The sequence below is a fragment of the Blattabacterium cuenoti genome (assembly GCF_014252335.1).
GTDB classification, from domain to species: domain Bacteria; phylum Bacteroidota; class Bacteroidia; order Flavobacteriales; family Blattabacteriaceae; genus Blattabacterium; species Blattabacterium cuenoti_AL.
In genome coordinates, this window is sequence record NZ_CP059218.1 from 355,890 (window position 1) to 369,234 (window position 13,345).

The window sequence follows — 13,345 nt, forward strand, 5'->3', positions numbered from 1 at the left end:
ACAAGATTCCATAGTTTTTTCATATTAATATTACTTAGTTAAATTTTTCCAGAAAAAAATGAATTTTTACCAAGATCATTTTCAATTCTCAATAATTGATTATATTTTGCATTTCTTTCAGATCTACAAATACTTCCAGTTTTTATTTGTCCAATATTAAAAGCAACAGAGAAATCAGCTATAAAAGAATCTTCTGTATCTCCAGAACGATGAGAAATAATATTATTATATTTATGTTTATTTGCTAAATGAATCGTTTTTATTGTTTCCGTAAGTGTTCCTACTTGATTAAGTTTAATAAGTACCGCATTTGCAATTTCTTTATCAATTCCTATATTTTGTAATCTATCTATTTGTGTTACAAATAAATCATCTCCCACTAATTGAATATTTTTACCTAATTCTTTTGTTAAATATTTCCATCCTATTAAATCATTTTGATCCATTCCATCTTCTATAGATACAATTGGATAACGTCTTGTTAAAAAAGATAAATAACGAATATGCTCTTCTCGAGTTTTTATTATGTTATCTTTATTATGCATCATTCCAAATTTTGAATAATTATATTTTTCGTCTTTTTCTTGATAAAATTCAGATGCTGCACAATCTATTGCAATTCCTATATCTTTATATGGTTCATAATTTGATAAATGTATCGCTTCTAATATTATATCTAATATATTTTCTATATTATTAAAATTAGAAGAAAATCCACCTTCATCACCAACATTAGTTGATAATCCTTTTTTTGATAATAACTCTTTGAGTTGATAAAATATTTTATGTCCTATTTGAATAGATTCAAAAAAAGTTTTTGCTACTGTAGGTATAATCATAAATTCTTGAAATGGAATTGAAGAGTTTGCATGTTTTCCTCCATTTACAATATTAATTAACGGAACTGGTAAAACATGTGAATATACTCCTCCTATATATTTATAAATAGGAATATTTAATGAATTAGATGCAGCTTTAACAATAGCTAATGACACACCTAAAATAGCATTAGCCCCTAATCGATTTTTATTTTTTGTGCCATCTAAATCTAACATCATATAATCAATTTTAATTTGATCTAATACTGATTTTCCTATTAATTCAGGTGCTATAATTTTATTGATATTATAAATCACTTTTTTCACACCTTTTCCTGAAAAATCACGTTCGCAATCTCTTAATTCAAATGCTTCATATTGTCCCTTCGACGCTCCTGATGGGACTGATGCTCTTCCTAAACAATTATCTTGTGTAATAACATCTACTTCTATGGTAGGATCCCCTCTAGAATCTAGTATTTGTCTTGATAATATTTGTTTAATTTTACTCATACTTTATTTTCTTCCTTATTATTGTCTTTTTCTTGATTATTATTTATATTAATTTGTTTATACTGTGGTTTTTTACTTCTTCTAATTTTTTTTCTGTGACGTTGATAAATATTGTGAAAATCTACTAATTCCATTAAAACTATTTTTGATAGATCTCCAAGTCGATATCCAATTTTAATAATTCTTGTATATCCTCCATAACGTTGTTTTACTTTGTCAAAAGATTTTTGAAATAGTTCTGTAACTGCATATTTATCTCTTAATAAAGAAAATATGACTCTTTTAGAATGAGTCGTATTAATCTTTGATTTTGTTATCACAGGTTCTATATATCTTCGTAATGCTTTAGCCTTAGATAAAGTTGTAAAAATATATTTATTTTTAATTAATGAAGAAGACATATTAGATAATATAGATTTTTTATGCCCAATTTTTATACCAAATAGGATTTTTTTTTTTTTATGATTCATAAATTAATTAGAATGTATTTTATATTCAGTAATATCCATACCAAAATATAATCCATTTTGTTTCATTTTTTTTTCTAATTCTTCTAATGATTTTTTACCAAAATTTCTCATTTGTAACATATTAGATTTATTTTGAATAACTAAATCAGCTATACTTTCAATGGATGCGGTTTTTAAACAATTTTTAGTTCTTACTGATAAATCCATATTATTTAACTTAGATTTTAATAATGTACGCATTCTTAAAAATTCTTCATTATATTTTTTTTCTTTATTTATTGTTGTTTTAATATTTTCAATATTGCCAATTTTTTCATAAGAAAAGATTGAAAAATATTGAATTAACATTTTTGATGCTTCCATTAATGCTAATTTAGGAGTAATAGATCCATCAGTTTGAATTTCAATAGATAAATTTTCAAAATCTGTTTGTTGACCCACTCTACAATTATCTATTGTATATTTGACATTTTTAATTGGTGTAAAAATCGAATCAATAGCAATATTTCCAATTATATCATTATTATTTTTTTTATTTTCTTCTGACGGGACATATCCTCTTCCTTCTTCTATAATAAAACTAAATTCTAAAGATATAGATTTATCTTTATGACAAATTACTATATCAGTATTGATAATTTCAAAATTTGTAATAAACTGATTTAATATTTTTCCAGTAATTATTTCATCATTTTCTATTTTTACATTTACTATTTCTTTATTTTGTACTGCATTTTTTCTTTTAAATCTAATTTTTTTAAAATTTAAAATAATTTCAGTAACATCTTCAATAACTCCTTTAATAGAAGAAAATTCATATTTTACTCCTTTAATTTTAATAGAAGTTACTGCAATACCTTTTATAGAACTTAAAAGTACTCTTCTCAAAGCATTACCTAATGTTAATCCATAGCCTGGTTCTAAAGGTTTTAATTGAAATAATCCTTTTACTTCTGACAATTCAGATGTAATAATTTTATTTGGTTTCACAAAATCAAACAGTGACATACAACTTAATTATTATTTTGAATATAATTCAACAATTAATTGTTCTTTTATTTTTTCAGGAATTTGTATTCTTTTTGGCATTATTCTAAATATTCCATACATATTTTTATTATCTAAGACTAACCAATCTACCATTGGATTATTGATATTTTTATGTATTGAATTTAATATGACAGGATGATGAATAGATGTTTTTCTAACTATAATTTTATCTCCTGGTTTTAATCGAAAAGATGGAATATTGACAATATGATTATTAACCATAATATGTTTATGAGAAATAATTTGACGTGCAGAAGATCTAGATGGAGCAAATTTTAATCTAAAAACAATATTATCAAGACGTGATTCACAAGCTTGTAACAGTAGTTCACCGGTAATCCCCTTTTTTTTAGACGCTTCAAAAAATAATTTTTTAAACGTTTTTTCTAATATTCCATATATATATTTAGCTTTTTGTTTTTCTAATAATTGAATAAAATACTCAGAACGTTTACCTCTTCTACGATTATTTCCATGTTGACCTGACGGATATTTTCTTCTTTCAAAATATTTATCTTCTCCATATAAACAATCTCCAAATTTTCTAGAAATTTTTGTTTTTGGTCCTATATATCTAGCCATAATAATTATATTATTAAACTCTTCTTCTTTTTGGAGGACGACACCCATTATGAGGTAATGGTGTAATATCCTGTATTAATGTAACAATAATACCAGAATTACTTAATGCTCTGATTGCTGCATCTCTTCCTGCTCCAGGACCATTTACTTTAATTTCTACTTTTTTTATACCAGCATTTAATCCTTTTTTTGCAACATTTGCTGCTGTCATTTGAGCTGCATAAGGCGTATTTTTTTTAGATCCTTTAAAATTCATTTTACCTGCTGAAGACCAAGCTATTACATCACCAGTTTGATTAGTTAATGTAATAATAATATTATTAAAAGTAGATTTAATATGTGCAATACCTAATGCATCTACTATTACAGATTTATTTTTTCTTTTTTTTATAGAAAATTTATTTACCATAACATTTATTTACTTAATAGACCTTTTTTTATTAGCTATAGTTTTTTTCTTTCCTTTTCTTGTTCTACAATTATTTTTTGTTTTTTGTCCTCTTAATGGTAATTTTTTTCTATGTCTAATACCTCTATAACATCCTATATCCATTAATCTTTTAATACTTAATTTTATTTCCGATTTTAATTCACCTTCTATCTTTAAATTATCAGATATATATTTTCTAATATTGATAATGTCTTTATCTGACCAATTTTTAACTTTGATATTTTTATCAATTCCTATATAACTTAAAATTTGTTCAGATAAACTTTTATTAATTCCATATATATAAGTTAACCCTATTACTCCTCGTTTAGTTATTGGAATATCTATACCTGATATTAGAACCATAATACAATTAATTTATCAGATAAATTATTTAAATAATTCAACCTTGTTTTTGTTTAAATCTTGGATTTTTTTTATTAATAATTCTTAAACGACCTTTTCTCATAATAATTTTACAATCATTAGTTCTTTTTTTTAAAGATGTTTTAACTTTCATTTCATAATAATATTTAATATCTATATGTAATTCGTCCCCTTTTTAAATCATAAGATGATATTTCTAATCTCACTTTATCACCTGGTAATATTCTAATATAATGCATTCTCATTTTTCCTGATATATGCGCTTTTACAATACAACCATTTTCTAATTCAACACGAAACATTGCATTTGGTGATGATTCTATGATGGTTCCATCCACTTCTATATGTTTCTGTTTTGCCATAAACAAATATAAAAAATAAGTTTTATGTTTTCAAATTACAATAAAATTATTATTTTATTATTTATAACTATAACTATAATTATATCTATTACTTTTTAACATCATTAAATCATCATAATAATAATTTAATAAATATATATTAACTTGTTGAATTAAATCTAAAATAACTCCTACTACTATTAGTAATGATGTTCCACCATAAAATAAAGAAAAATTTTTAGTGATTCCTAATTTACAGACTATAGATGGTAAAATAGCAATAATAGCTAATAATACAGCACCAGGAAATGTTATTCTAGATAAAATAATATCTAAATAATCAGCAGTTTGTTTTCCAGGCATCACTTTAGGAATATGTCCACCATTTCTTTTTAAATCATATGATATTTGATTTACTGGAATTGTAATAGCAGTATAAAAAAATGTAAAAATTATTATAAATAAAGTAAAAAATAAATTATACCAAAATCCATAAATATTTTCAAATACATGAAATATATTTTTTATGTTTTCATTATGAATATAATGATAAAAAAATAATGGAAATAACATAATAGATTGAGAAAATATAATAGGCATAACTCCTGCTGCTGTCATTTTTAATGGTAAATATTGATATTTTTTATGAATAATATTTAAATTTGTGTTATAATAACTAGTTGTTCTATAATTAGATACATATTGAATAGGTATTTTTCTAACTGCTTGAATTAAAATAATAGTAAATAAAATAACTAATATCAAAAATACAATTTCAACAATAAAAATACATATCCCAAAAATTATATCATTATCTTTTAATTTAATCATTAATTCTTTTATTATTGCACCTGGAAAACGTACTATAATTCCAGACATAATAATTAAAGAAATTCCGTTACCTATACCATTTTCTGTGATTCTATCTCCAATCCACATTGTAAATATTGTACCACAAGTTAAAATAATTATTCCAAGAATCCAAAATAAAATTTGATCATGTAATAAATTCATATTTAATAAATATGAAGAATAAAAAGAAGATATAGGAATAAATTGTTTAGTTAAAGAAATTAAATAAAATGGTGCTTGTATAAAACATACTGCTAATGTTAACCATCTAGTTAAAATATTTATTTGTTTTCTTCCACTTTCTCCATCTTTTTGTAATCTATTTAAACTAGGTATAATAATACACATTAATTGTACTATAATTGAAGCAGATATATATGGCATAACTCCTAATGCAAATATTGAAGCTCTATTAAACGCACCACCTGTAAATGAAGATAAAATTTGCATTAAACCTTTAGATCCCGAATGTAAATTATTAAGAAAATTACTAATTTCTAAAGGATTAATTCCAGGTAATGGTATATATGCACCAAAACGATAAATTAATAATAAATTAATTGTAATTAATATTTTTTTTCTTAAATTTTTAGCATTCCAAATATTGCATATAGCAAGAATTAAATGATTCATAATATTTTATTTACATAAACATTTTCCACCAGCATTTTTGATATATAACATAGATTTTTTACTAAATTTGGATGCTTCAATTGTTATTGATGATTTAAAATATCCTTTACCTGCTAAAATTTTAATTAAATTACAATTCTTTTTTATTAAACGATATTTTACAAATATCTTTTTATTTATCACATTATCTATGATAATTTTATTATCGATTAAATTTTGTATTACATCTAAATTAATACAACAATATTTTTTTTTATTTTTATTTGTAAATCCAAATTTTGGGATTCTTCGTTGTATTGGATTTTGTCCACCTTCAAATCCTAATTTATTAGAATAGCCAGAACGGGATTTAGCTCCTTTATGTCCTTTTCCACATGTACCTCCTTTTCCACTTCCTTGACCTCTTCCTAATCTAATTTTTTTTTTATTAGATTTTTTATTTGGTTTTAAACAATTTAAATACATTTTTTTTATTTTATACCATGAAATACTTCTTCAATAGAAATGCCTCTTTGTTTAGAAATAATTTGAACATTTCTAATTAAATCTAATGCTTTAATGGTAGCTTTGATAACATTATGTGTATTAGATGATCCTTTTGATTTAGATAATACATTTCTTAATCCTACTGCTTCTAAAACGGCTCTTAATGATCCACCTGCTATAATTCCTGTTCCTTCAGATGCTGGTTTGATTAAAATTCTAGCTCCTCCATATTTAGCTTCTTGTGCATGAGGAATAGTTCCATTTGAAATACAAATTTGATGCAAATTTCTTTTAGCTTGTTCTCCAGCTTTATGAATAGCATCAGTAGCTTCTTTTGATTTTCCAAAACCATATCCTACTAATCCATTTTCATTCCCCTTAATTACAATAGCACTAAAACTAAAATATCTTCTACCTTTTGTAACTTTACAAACTCTAGTAACTCCTACTAATTTTTCTTTTAATTCAAAATTAGAATATTTTTTTTTTTCTATTAATGAACTCATTTGTTTAAAAATTTAATCCCATTTTTCTAATTCCATTTGCTAATGATTTAACTCTTCCATGATACATATATTTCCCTTTATCAAAAACTACTTGTTTTAAATTTAATTTTTTAGCTTTTATTCCTAATAATTTTCCAACTTCATAAGATAATTCTATTTTAGTTTGATTTTTAATTTTACCATCTCTTTTAATAATCTCAATTGAAGAAGAAGAAATTAAAGTTTTTCCAAAATTATCATCAATAATTTGTACATATATATGTTTATTACTTCTAAATACAGAAATTCTTAATTTATTACCTATATTATATTTTTTCATTATTATAATTATTATTAAGCTTTATTATAATTAAGCTGATTTTCCAGCTTTTTTTCTAATATATTCATTTACATATCTAATTCCTTTGCCTTTATATGGTTCAGGTTTTCTAAATGAACGTATTTTTGATGCAACTTGTCCTAAAAGTTGTTTATTAATAGATTTTAAAATTAAAATAGGATTTTTTCCTTTTTCTATTTTAATTTCTATATTAATTTCTTTAGGAACTTCAAGTATAATATTGTGAGAATAACCTACATTAAATTCTAATAAATTATTAAAAATTTTAGATACTCGATATCCTATACCTACTAATTCTAATTTTTTAATAAATTTATATTGAACCCCAATTATCATATTATTTATTAATACACGATATAAACCATGTAAAGACTTAGATTCTTTATCTTCTTTGATTCTTGTTAAGAATAAGAAATTATTTTTTATTTTTACCCTAATATATTTAGAAATTATTTGACTTAAATTTCCAAATTTTCCAAAAATATTAATTTGATTATTATTAATAGTTATATTAACATTATTTGGAATTAAAATAGGTAAATTACCAATTTTTGACATTATTTTTATTTAAAAAATATAACATAAAATTTCTCCACCTAATTTTTGTTTTCTAGCTTGTTTATCTGTTAAAATACCATATGATGTAGAAATAATCGCTATTCCTAAACCATTTAATACTCTAGGTAAATTTTTATATTTTGTATATTTTCTTAATCCTGGTTTACTAATTCTAATAAGATTTTGAATAACTGATGTATTTTTATAATATTTTAAAGCAATTTTAATAATTTTGATATTTTGATTATTATTTGTTATTTTAAAATCTAAAATATAACCATTTTGTAATAATACTTTAGACAGTTCTTGTTTCAATTTAGAATAATAAATATCTAAAAATTTATGTTTTACTGTACATGCATTTCTAATTCTAGTTAAAAAATCAGAAATAGGATCTGTTTTCATAATATTACCAACTCACTTTTTTTACTCCTGGTATTAAACCTTGAGCTACTAAATTTCTAAACATAATTCTAGATATTCCAAATTTTCTCATATATCCTCTACAACGACCTGTAATAGAACATCTATTTCTTAATCTTACTGGAGATGCATTTCTAGGTAATTGTTGTAATAATTTATAATTATTTGATAATTTTAATTTTTTTCTTATTTTTGCATACTTCAATACAATTTTTTCTCTTTTTTTTTGTCTTGCTTTAATAGATTCTTTAGCCATATTATTTTGTATGTTTAAACGGAATTCCAAAATGAGATAACAATTCTTTAGCTTCTATATCATTTTTAGCAGAAGTTACAAATGTAACATTCATTCCAATATTTTTCTTAATTTCATATAAATTTACTTCTGGATAAATCATTTGTTCCTCTATACCAAGATTATAATTTCCCATTCCATCAAAACTACTAGTTTTAATTCCATTAAAATCTCTTACTCTAGGTAATGCAATTTTAATTAATCTTTCTAAAAATTCATACATTTTTGATCTTCTTAAAGTTACTTTAATACCTATTGGCATTCCTTTTCTTAATTTAAATCCAGATTCATCATGTTTTGCTAAACATAAAATTGCTTTTTGTCCAGAAATATCAGTTAATTCTATAACTGATTGATTAATTATATTTTTATCATATATTATAGAACCAATACCTTTATGAATAATAATTTTTTTCAATTTAGGTACGGCCATACAAGAAGGATATTTAAATAATTTCATTAAACTTGAAATAATCTTCTCATTATATAATTTTTTTAATTGAATTTGATATTTCATTTTTTGAATTAAATACTTTTTTTACGTTAGATATATGTATAGCTGCTTCTATTTCTATAATTCCTCCTTTAGTATTTTTAGAATTAGGTTTAATATGTTTTTTAACTAAATTAATTCCTTGAATTATTATTTTATTTTTTTTTTTAATTATTTTAGAAACAATACCATGAGATTTTTTATAATTTCCTGATAAAATAATAACTTTATCACCTGTTTTAATAGATTTATTTTTATTCATAAAACTTCTTGAGCTAATGATATAATTTTCATATATTTTTTTTCTCTTAATTCCCTTGCTACTGGTCCAAAAACTCTTGTTCCTAATAATTCACCAGAATCATTAATTAAAACACAAGCATTATCATCAAAACTAATATAAGATCCATCTTTTCTTTTAGTTTTTTTTTTGGTTCTTATTATAACAGCTTTAGATATTTTACCTTTTTTAATTAAATTTCCACTTGGATTAGATTCTTTAATTGTAACTACAATCATATCTCCTAAATATGCATATTTTTTATTAGATCCACCTAATACACGAATAATTAAAGCTTTCTTAGCACCTGTATTATCTGAAACTTTACATATAGATTCTTGTTGTAACATAATACACACAATATTATATATAATTATAAAGATTTTTGTAAAATTGAAACTAATCTCCAAGATTTATGTTTACTAAGTGGACGTGTTTCCATTATACTAACTTTATCTCCATTTTTTGAAGAATTATTTTCATCATGAACCATATATTTTTTTCGTACTAAAATACTTTTTCCATAATATTTATGTATAGTTTTTTTCATTTCATTAACAATAACTGTTTTATTCATTTTATCGCTAATTACTATACCAATTCTTTGTTTTCTAATATTAATTCGATTATATTTTTTTTTATTATATTTATTTTTATCATTTAAAGTATTTAACATAATATATTAATATTTTTTTTGATGTAATTTAGTGTTTAATCGAGCAATAATTTTTCTTATAGATAATATTTGCAAAGGATTTTTACTTAAACCAAATGTGTGATTAAATATTACTTTTTTATATAATTTACGATATTCTTCTAATTTGTTTTCAACTTCTTTATTAGATAAAAGAATAATTTCAGAATATTTCATAATTAATTATTTATATATTTTTTTGAATATATAAATTTCATTTTTATTGGAAATTTTTGAGCAGCTAATCTTAATGCTTCTTTAGCTATTACCATACTAACACCATCAATTTCTAATAATATTTTTCCCATTTTTACAACTGCTACCCAAAATTCTACAGGCCCTTTCCCTTTTCCCATTCTAACTTCTTGTGGTTTCTTAGTAGCTGGTTTATCAGGAAAAATATTAATCCATAATTGTCCTTCTCTTTTCATATATCTAGTAGCCGCTACACGTGCAGCTTCTATTTGTCTAGATGTTATCCAAGAAGATTCTAATGCCTTGATTCCATATAAACCTCTAGTAAGTAAACATCCATTATATGACTTACCACGTATACGTCCTTTTTGTGTTTTTTTATACTTTGTTTTTTTTGGTTGTAACATAAATCATATTGTCATTTTGAAAAATTACGATTTTTTTTTCTATTAAAAATTGAATGTTGTTTATTTAATTTGTGTTTTTTATTTAAACGAAATAATGGATAAAGATCTCTTTTACCATATATTTCTCCTTTCATAATCCACACTTTAATTCCTATGCTTCCATATACGGTATGAGCTACTGCCATATGATAATCTACATCTGCACGAAAAGTCCCTAATGAAATTCTACCTTCTTTATAAGATTCACATCTTGCCATTTCAGCACCATTTAATCTTCCAGACATTTGAATTTTAATTCCTTTTGCATTCATTCTCATCGCAGAAAAAATAGATATTTTCATGGCTTTTTTATAAGAAATTCTATTTTCTAATTGTTTTACTAAATTTTTTGCTACCAAAGAAGCATCTAATTCTGGACGTTTAACTTCAGAGATATTAATTTGAATTTCTTTTTTAGTAATTTTTTTTAATTCTTTTCTAACTGTATCTACTTCTTCACCACCTTTACCAATTACAATTGCAGGACGAGAAGTTCTAATAGTGACAGTAATAAATTTCATAGTTCTTTCTATAAAAATTCTAGATATAATTCCTTTAGGAAAACGAGCTTCTATATATCTTCTTACTTGAAAATCTTCTTTAATTCTTTCTTTATAATTTTTACACCAAGAAGATTGCCATCCTGTAATAATTCCTAAACGATTCATAATTGGATTTGTTTTTTGTCCCATAATTATCTTCTATTTTGATTGCCTATACATATAATAATATTACTTGATTTTTTTCTTATTTTATGTCCTCTACCTTGTGGAACTGGACGAATTCTTTTTAACGTTTTTCCTTGATTTACCATAATTTTTATAATAAATAAATTATTATCATCTATATGATGATGATGTTTTCTATTCCAATTAGATATTGTAGAAAGAATTAATTTACTTAAACAAATAGAAATATATTTTTTTTTAGTATATTTTAATATAGATAATGCATTTTCTACTTGTTGATATCTAATAATGTTCGCTATTAATCTAATTTTTCTTGGAGCTATTCTTATACCATTTAAAATAGAACATATACATTTAGTTTTAGTTGATTCATTTATCAAATTTTTATTAATTACTAATTTTTTATTCATTAGGTAGAAATTTTAGATTTATTTTTATGACTACCAGAATGTCCTTTAAATGTACGAGTTGGTGCAAATTCACCTAATTTATGTCCAATCATATTTTCAGTAATATATATAGTTATAAACTTTCTACCATTATGAATAGCAAATCTTTGTCCAACAAAATCAGGAATAATAGTAGTAGGTCTAGACCATGTTTTAATAATTTTATTTTTACCTAATTTAATATTTTGTAATACTTTTTTATATAATTTATGATATACATATGGTCCTTTTTTTAAAGATCTAGGCATACAACTAAACAATTTATTTTTTTCTTCTTTTTAAAATATATTTATTAGAATATTTATTTTTAGAACGAGTTCTAAAACCTTTAGATGGAACTCCTTTTCTACTTCTAGGTATTCCACCAGATGCTTTTCCTTCTCCACCTCCCATAGGATGATCCACAGGATTCATAGCAACACCTCGTGTTCTAGGTCGTTTTCCTAAATAACGACTTATTCCTGCTTTACCAAGCATTACTAATTTATGATCTGAATTAGATACTATACCAATAGTTGCCATACAATCTAACATAATCATTCTCATTTCTCCAGATGGAAATTTTAATGTAGCATATTTTTGATCTTTTGCAAATAATTGTGCATAATTACCAGCACTTCTAGCAATTTTAGCACCTTGACCAGGTAATAGTTCTATACAACATAAATTTGTTCCTAATGGGATTTCTCTTAAAAATGAAGAATTTCCTATATTAAAAGGAATATTTGTTCCAGAAATCACTTTGTGTCCTATTTTAAAACCTTCAATAGCTATAATATAACTTTTTGTACCATCTTGATAATGTAAAAGAGAAATTAAAGATGATCTATTAGGATCATATTCAATTGATTTTATTGTTGCATAAATACCAAATTTTCTTCTTTTAAAATCAATTACTCTATATTTTTGTTTATGTCCTCCACCAAAATATCTAATAGTTCTTCTACCCATATTATTTCGACCACCAGTTTTATATTTACCTAATATCAAAGATTTTTCAGGAAAATCTCTGGTAATTTGTTCACACTTATTAATAACTCTAAAACGTTGTCCAGGAGTAATAGCTTTTAATTTTTTTATTGACATAACATAACAGAATTAATTATTTAAATTTTTAGAATTATCTTGTTTATATAAAAAATCAATATATTGATTATCTTGTAATTGAATGATAGCTTTTTTAACTTTATTAGTTTTTCCTCGTAATAATCCTTTTTTAGTATATTTTGATTTATCTTTTTTATAATAAATCATCGTTCTAATACATTTAATTGTTACTCCAAACATTTCATTTAATTCTTTTCTTAATTCAATTTTATTACTATTTAATCTTATTAAAAAAGTATAACATCTATGTTTTTCTTGAAAAAAAGATGTTTTTTTAGATATAAAAGGCTTAATAATTAAATTCATAT

The 13,345-nt window shown here is 23.2% G+C and carries 26 protein-coding genes; all 26 read right to left on the reverse strand.

Annotated features, from left to right (window positions below; translation table 11 throughout):
• Nucleotides 1-38: 38 nt before the first annotated feature.
• The 26 genes from eno to H0H37_RS01770 are packed head-to-tail and all read right to left on the reverse strand — an operon-like array spanning nt 39 to nt 13,343.
• On the reverse strand, nt 39-1,331 hold the full coding sequence (gene eno / locus H0H37_RS01645; protein ID WP_185882239.1) for a phosphopyruvate hydratase: 1,293 nt from the start codon (nt 1,329-1,331) through the stop codon (nt 39-41).
• A complete protein-coding gene (gene rplQ, locus H0H37_RS01650) occupies nt 1,328-1,801 on the reverse strand; it encodes a 50S ribosomal protein L17 (RefSeq protein ID WP_185882240.1) in 474 nt (157 codons plus the stop codon). The genes eno and rplQ overlap by 4 nt, the downstream gene beginning before the upstream one ends.
• Nucleotides 1,802-1,804: 3 nt before the next feature.
• Nucleotides 1,805-2,809, reverse strand: coding sequence for a DNA-directed RNA polymerase subunit alpha (locus tag H0H37_RS01655; protein WP_185882241.1), 1,005 nt, complete (start codon nt 2,807-2,809; stop codon nt 1,805-1,807).
• Between the two features lie 12 nt (nt 2,810-2,821).
• Nucleotides 2,822-3,433, reverse strand: a complete 612-nt coding sequence (gene rpsD, locus H0H37_RS01660) for a 30S ribosomal protein S4 (protein WP_185882672.1) — start codon at nt 3,431-3,433, stop codon at nt 2,822-2,824.
• Between the two features lie 13 nt (nt 3,434-3,446).
• The gene (rpsK, locus tag H0H37_RS01665; protein WP_185882242.1) at nt 3,447-3,842 is read right to left on the reverse strand and encodes a 30S ribosomal protein S11; all 396 of its coding nucleotides are present in this window, start codon (nt 3,840-3,842) and stop codon (nt 3,447-3,449) included.
• 9 nt (nt 3,843-3,851) lie between these two features.
• Nucleotides 3,852-4,229 (reverse strand): 30S ribosomal protein S13, encoded by a 378-nt coding sequence (gene rpsM / locus H0H37_RS01670; protein ID WP_185882243.1) that lies wholly within the window; start codon nt 4,227-4,229, stop codon nt 3,852-3,854.
• Between the two features lie 37 nt (nt 4,230-4,266).
• The gene (gene rpmJ, locus H0H37_RS01675) at nt 4,267-4,383 is read right to left on the reverse strand and encodes a 50S ribosomal protein L36 (RefSeq protein WP_185882244.1); all 117 of its coding nucleotides are present in this window, start codon (nt 4,381-4,383) and stop codon (nt 4,267-4,269) included.
• A gap of 13 nt (nt 4,384-4,396) precedes the next feature.
• Nucleotides 4,397-4,612 carry a translation initiation factor IF-1 gene (gene infA / locus H0H37_RS01680; protein ID WP_185882245.1) on the reverse strand — a complete coding sequence of 72 codons (216 nt, stop codon included), beginning with the start codon at nt 4,610-4,612 and terminating at the stop codon, nt 4,397-4,399.
• A 57-nt stretch (nt 4,613-4,669) separates the two neighbouring features.
• Nucleotides 4,670-6,076 carry a preprotein translocase subunit SecY gene (gene secY, locus H0H37_RS01685; RefSeq protein ID WP_185882246.1) on the reverse strand — a complete coding sequence of 469 codons (1,407 nt, stop codon included), beginning with the start codon at nt 6,074-6,076 and terminating at the stop codon, nt 4,670-4,672.
• A 6-nt stretch (nt 6,077-6,082) separates the two neighbouring features.
• The gene (rplO, locus tag H0H37_RS01690; RefSeq protein ID WP_185882247.1) at nt 6,083-6,541 is read right to left on the reverse strand and encodes a 50S ribosomal protein L15; all 459 of its coding nucleotides are present in this window, start codon (nt 6,539-6,541) and stop codon (nt 6,083-6,085) included.
• 5 nt (nt 6,542-6,546) lie between these two features.
• Complete coding sequence (gene rpsE, locus H0H37_RS01695; protein WP_185882248.1) at nt 6,547-7,068, reverse strand: 30S ribosomal protein S5; 522 nt, start codon at nt 7,066-7,068, stop codon at nt 6,547-6,549.
• Nucleotides 7,069-7,072: 4 nt separating this feature from the next.
• Nucleotides 7,073-7,387: a 50S ribosomal protein L18 gene (rplR, locus tag H0H37_RS01700; protein ID WP_185882249.1), complete on the reverse strand. Its 315-nt coding sequence runs from the start codon at nt 7,385-7,387 to the stop codon at nt 7,073-7,075.
• A gap of 30 nt (nt 7,388-7,417) precedes the next feature.
• A complete protein-coding gene (gene rplF / locus H0H37_RS01705; protein WP_185882250.1) occupies nt 7,418-7,966 on the reverse strand; it encodes a 50S ribosomal protein L6 in 549 nt (182 codons plus the stop codon).
• 9 nt (nt 7,967-7,975) lie between these two features.
• The gene (gene rpsH, locus H0H37_RS01710; protein WP_202985175.1) at nt 7,976-8,371 is read right to left on the reverse strand and encodes a 30S ribosomal protein S8; all 396 of its coding nucleotides are present in this window, start codon (nt 8,369-8,371) and stop codon (nt 7,976-7,978) included.
• Between the two features lie 4 nt (nt 8,372-8,375).
• Nucleotides 8,376-8,645: a 30S ribosomal protein S14 gene (gene rpsN / locus H0H37_RS01715; RefSeq protein WP_185882251.1), complete on the reverse strand. Its 270-nt coding sequence runs from the start codon at nt 8,643-8,645 to the stop codon at nt 8,376-8,378.
• Nucleotide 8,646: 1 nt separating this feature from the next.
• Nucleotides 8,647-9,201: a 50S ribosomal protein L5 gene (gene rplE / locus H0H37_RS01720; protein WP_185882252.1), complete on the reverse strand. Its 555-nt coding sequence runs from the start codon at nt 9,199-9,201 to the stop codon at nt 8,647-8,649.
• Nucleotides 9,167-9,439, reverse strand: coding sequence for a 50S ribosomal protein L24 (gene rplX / locus H0H37_RS01725; RefSeq protein WP_185882253.1), 273 nt, complete (start codon nt 9,437-9,439; stop codon nt 9,167-9,169). The genes rplE and rplX overlap by 35 nt, the downstream gene beginning before the upstream one ends.
• Complete coding sequence (gene rplN, locus H0H37_RS01730; protein WP_185882254.1) at nt 9,436-9,807, reverse strand: 50S ribosomal protein L14; 372 nt, start codon at nt 9,805-9,807, stop codon at nt 9,436-9,438. Before rplN ends, rplX begins: the two co-directional genes overlap by 4 nt.
• A 23-nt stretch (nt 9,808-9,830) precedes the next feature.
• Nucleotides 9,831-10,133 carry a 30S ribosomal protein S17 gene (rpsQ, locus tag H0H37_RS01735; protein WP_185882255.1) on the reverse strand — a complete coding sequence of 101 codons (303 nt, stop codon included), beginning with the start codon at nt 10,131-10,133 and terminating at the stop codon, nt 9,831-9,833.
• A gap of 6 nt (nt 10,134-10,139) precedes the next feature.
• Nucleotides 10,140-10,328 carry a 50S ribosomal protein L29 gene (rpmC, locus tag H0H37_RS01740; protein ID WP_185882256.1) on the reverse strand — a complete coding sequence of 63 codons (189 nt, stop codon included), beginning with the start codon at nt 10,326-10,328 and terminating at the stop codon, nt 10,140-10,142.
• 2 nt (nt 10,329-10,330) lie between these two features.
• Nucleotides 10,331-10,753 (reverse strand): 50S ribosomal protein L16, encoded by a 423-nt coding sequence (gene rplP, locus H0H37_RS01745; protein WP_185882257.1) that lies wholly within the window; start codon nt 10,751-10,753, stop codon nt 10,331-10,333.
• Nucleotides 10,754-10,764: 11 nt separating this feature from the next.
• On the reverse strand, nt 10,765-11,484 hold the full coding sequence (gene rpsC / locus H0H37_RS01750; protein WP_185882258.1) for a 30S ribosomal protein S3: 720 nt from the start codon (nt 11,482-11,484) through the stop codon (nt 10,765-10,767).
• 2 nt (nt 11,485-11,486) lie between these two features.
• On the reverse strand, nt 11,487-11,891 hold the full coding sequence (gene rplV, locus H0H37_RS01755; RefSeq protein ID WP_185882259.1) for a 50S ribosomal protein L22: 405 nt from the start codon (nt 11,889-11,891) through the stop codon (nt 11,487-11,489).
• Nucleotides 11,891-12,178 carry a 30S ribosomal protein S19 gene (gene rpsS, locus H0H37_RS01760; protein WP_185882260.1) on the reverse strand — a complete coding sequence of 96 codons (288 nt, stop codon included), beginning with the start codon at nt 12,176-12,178 and terminating at the stop codon, nt 11,891-11,893. Before rpsS ends, rplV begins: the two co-directional genes overlap by 1 nt.
• 13 nt (nt 12,179-12,191) lie before the next feature.
• Nucleotides 12,192-13,016 carry a 50S ribosomal protein L2 gene (gene rplB, locus H0H37_RS01765; RefSeq protein WP_185882261.1) on the reverse strand — a complete coding sequence of 275 codons (825 nt, stop codon included), beginning with the start codon at nt 13,014-13,016 and terminating at the stop codon, nt 12,192-12,194.
• A gap of 12 nt (nt 13,017-13,028) precedes the next feature.
• On the reverse strand, nt 13,029-13,343 hold the full coding sequence (locus H0H37_RS01770; RefSeq protein ID WP_185882262.1) for a 50S ribosomal protein L23: 315 nt from the start codon (nt 13,341-13,343) through the stop codon (nt 13,029-13,031).
• Nucleotides 13,344-13,345: the final 2 nt, after the last annotated feature.

Coding starts and splice junctions, on each gene's coding strand:
- eno (WP_185882239.1), bottom strand. CDS start 1,331: ATGAGTAAAATTAAACAAATATTATCAAGACAAATACTAGATTCTAGA.
- rplQ (WP_185882240.1), bottom strand. CDS start 1,801: ATGAATCATAAAAAAAAAAAAATCCTATTTGGTATAAAAATTGGGCAT.
- H0H37_RS01655 (WP_185882241.1), bottom strand. CDS start 2,809: ATGTCACTGTTTGATTTTGTGAAACCAAATAAAATTATTACATCTGAA.
- rpsD (WP_185882672.1), bottom strand. CDS start 3,433: ATGGCTAGATATATAGGACCAAAAACAAAAATTTCTAGAAAATTTGGA.
- rpsK (WP_185882242.1), bottom strand. CDS start 3,842: ATGGTAAATAAATTTTCTATAAAAAAAAGAAAAAATAAATCTGTAATA.
- rpsM (WP_185882243.1), bottom strand. CDS start 4,229: ATGGTTCTAATATCAGGTATAGATATTCCAATAACTAAACGAGGAGTA.
- rpmJ (WP_185882244.1), bottom strand. CDS start 4,383: ATGAAAGTTAAAACATCTTTAAAAAAAAGAACTAATGATTGTAAAATT.
- infA (WP_185882245.1), bottom strand. CDS start 4,612: ATGGCAAAACAGAAACATATAGAAGTGGATGGAACCATCATAGAATCA.
- secY (WP_185882246.1), bottom strand. CDS start 6,076: ATGAATCATTTAATTCTTGCTATATGCAATATTTGGAATGCTAAAAAT.
- rplO (WP_185882247.1), bottom strand. CDS start 6,541: ATGTATTTAAATTGTTTAAAACCAAATAAAAAATCTAATAAAAAAAAA.
- rpsE (WP_185882248.1), bottom strand. CDS start 7,068: ATGAGTTCATTAATAGAAAAAAAAAAATATTCTAATTTTGAATTAAAA.
- rplR (WP_185882249.1), bottom strand. CDS start 7,387: ATGAAAAAATATAATATAGGTAATAAATTAAGAATTTCTGTATTTAGA.
- rplF (WP_185882250.1), bottom strand. CDS start 7,966: ATGTCAAAAATTGGTAATTTACCTATTTTAATTCCAAATAATGTTAAT.
- rpsH (WP_202985175.1), bottom strand. CDS start 8,371: ATGAAAACAGATCCTATTTCTGATTTTTTAACTAGAATTAGAAATGCA.
- rpsN (WP_185882251.1), bottom strand. CDS start 8,645: ATGGCTAAAGAATCTATTAAAGCAAGACAAAAAAAAAGAGAAAAAATT.
- rplE (WP_185882252.1), bottom strand. CDS start 9,201: ATGAAATATCAAATTCAATTAAAAAAATTATATAATGAGAAGATTATT.
- rplX (WP_185882253.1), bottom strand. CDS start 9,439: ATGAATAAAAATAAATCTATTAAAACAGGTGATAAAGTTATTATTTTA.
- rplN (WP_185882254.1), bottom strand. CDS start 9,807: ATGTTACAACAAGAATCTATATGTAAAGTTTCAGATAATACAGGTGCT.
- rpsQ (WP_185882255.1), bottom strand. CDS start 10,133: ATGTTAAATACTTTAAATGATAAAAATAAATATAATAAAAAAAAATAT.
- rpmC (WP_185882256.1), bottom strand. CDS start 10,328: ATGAAATATTCTGAAATTATTCTTTTATCTAATAAAGAAGTTGAAAAC.
- rplP (WP_185882257.1), bottom strand. CDS start 10,753: ATGTTACAACCAAAAAAAACAAAGTATAAAAAAACACAAAAAGGACGT.
- rpsC (WP_185882258.1), bottom strand. CDS start 11,484: ATGGGACAAAAAACAAATCCAATTATGAATCGTTTAGGAATTATTACA.
- rplV (WP_185882259.1), bottom strand. CDS start 11,891: ATGAATAAAAAATTAGTAATTAATAAAAATTTGATAAATGAATCAACT.
- rpsS (WP_185882260.1), bottom strand. CDS start 12,178: ATGCCTAGATCTTTAAAAAAAGGACCATATGTATATCATAAATTATAT.
- rplB (WP_185882261.1), bottom strand. CDS start 13,016: ATGTCAATAAAAAAATTAAAAGCTATTACTCCTGGACAACGTTTTAGA.
- H0H37_RS01770 (WP_185882262.1), bottom strand. CDS start 13,343: ATGAATTTAATTATTAAGCCTTTTATATCTAAAAAAACATCTTTTTTT.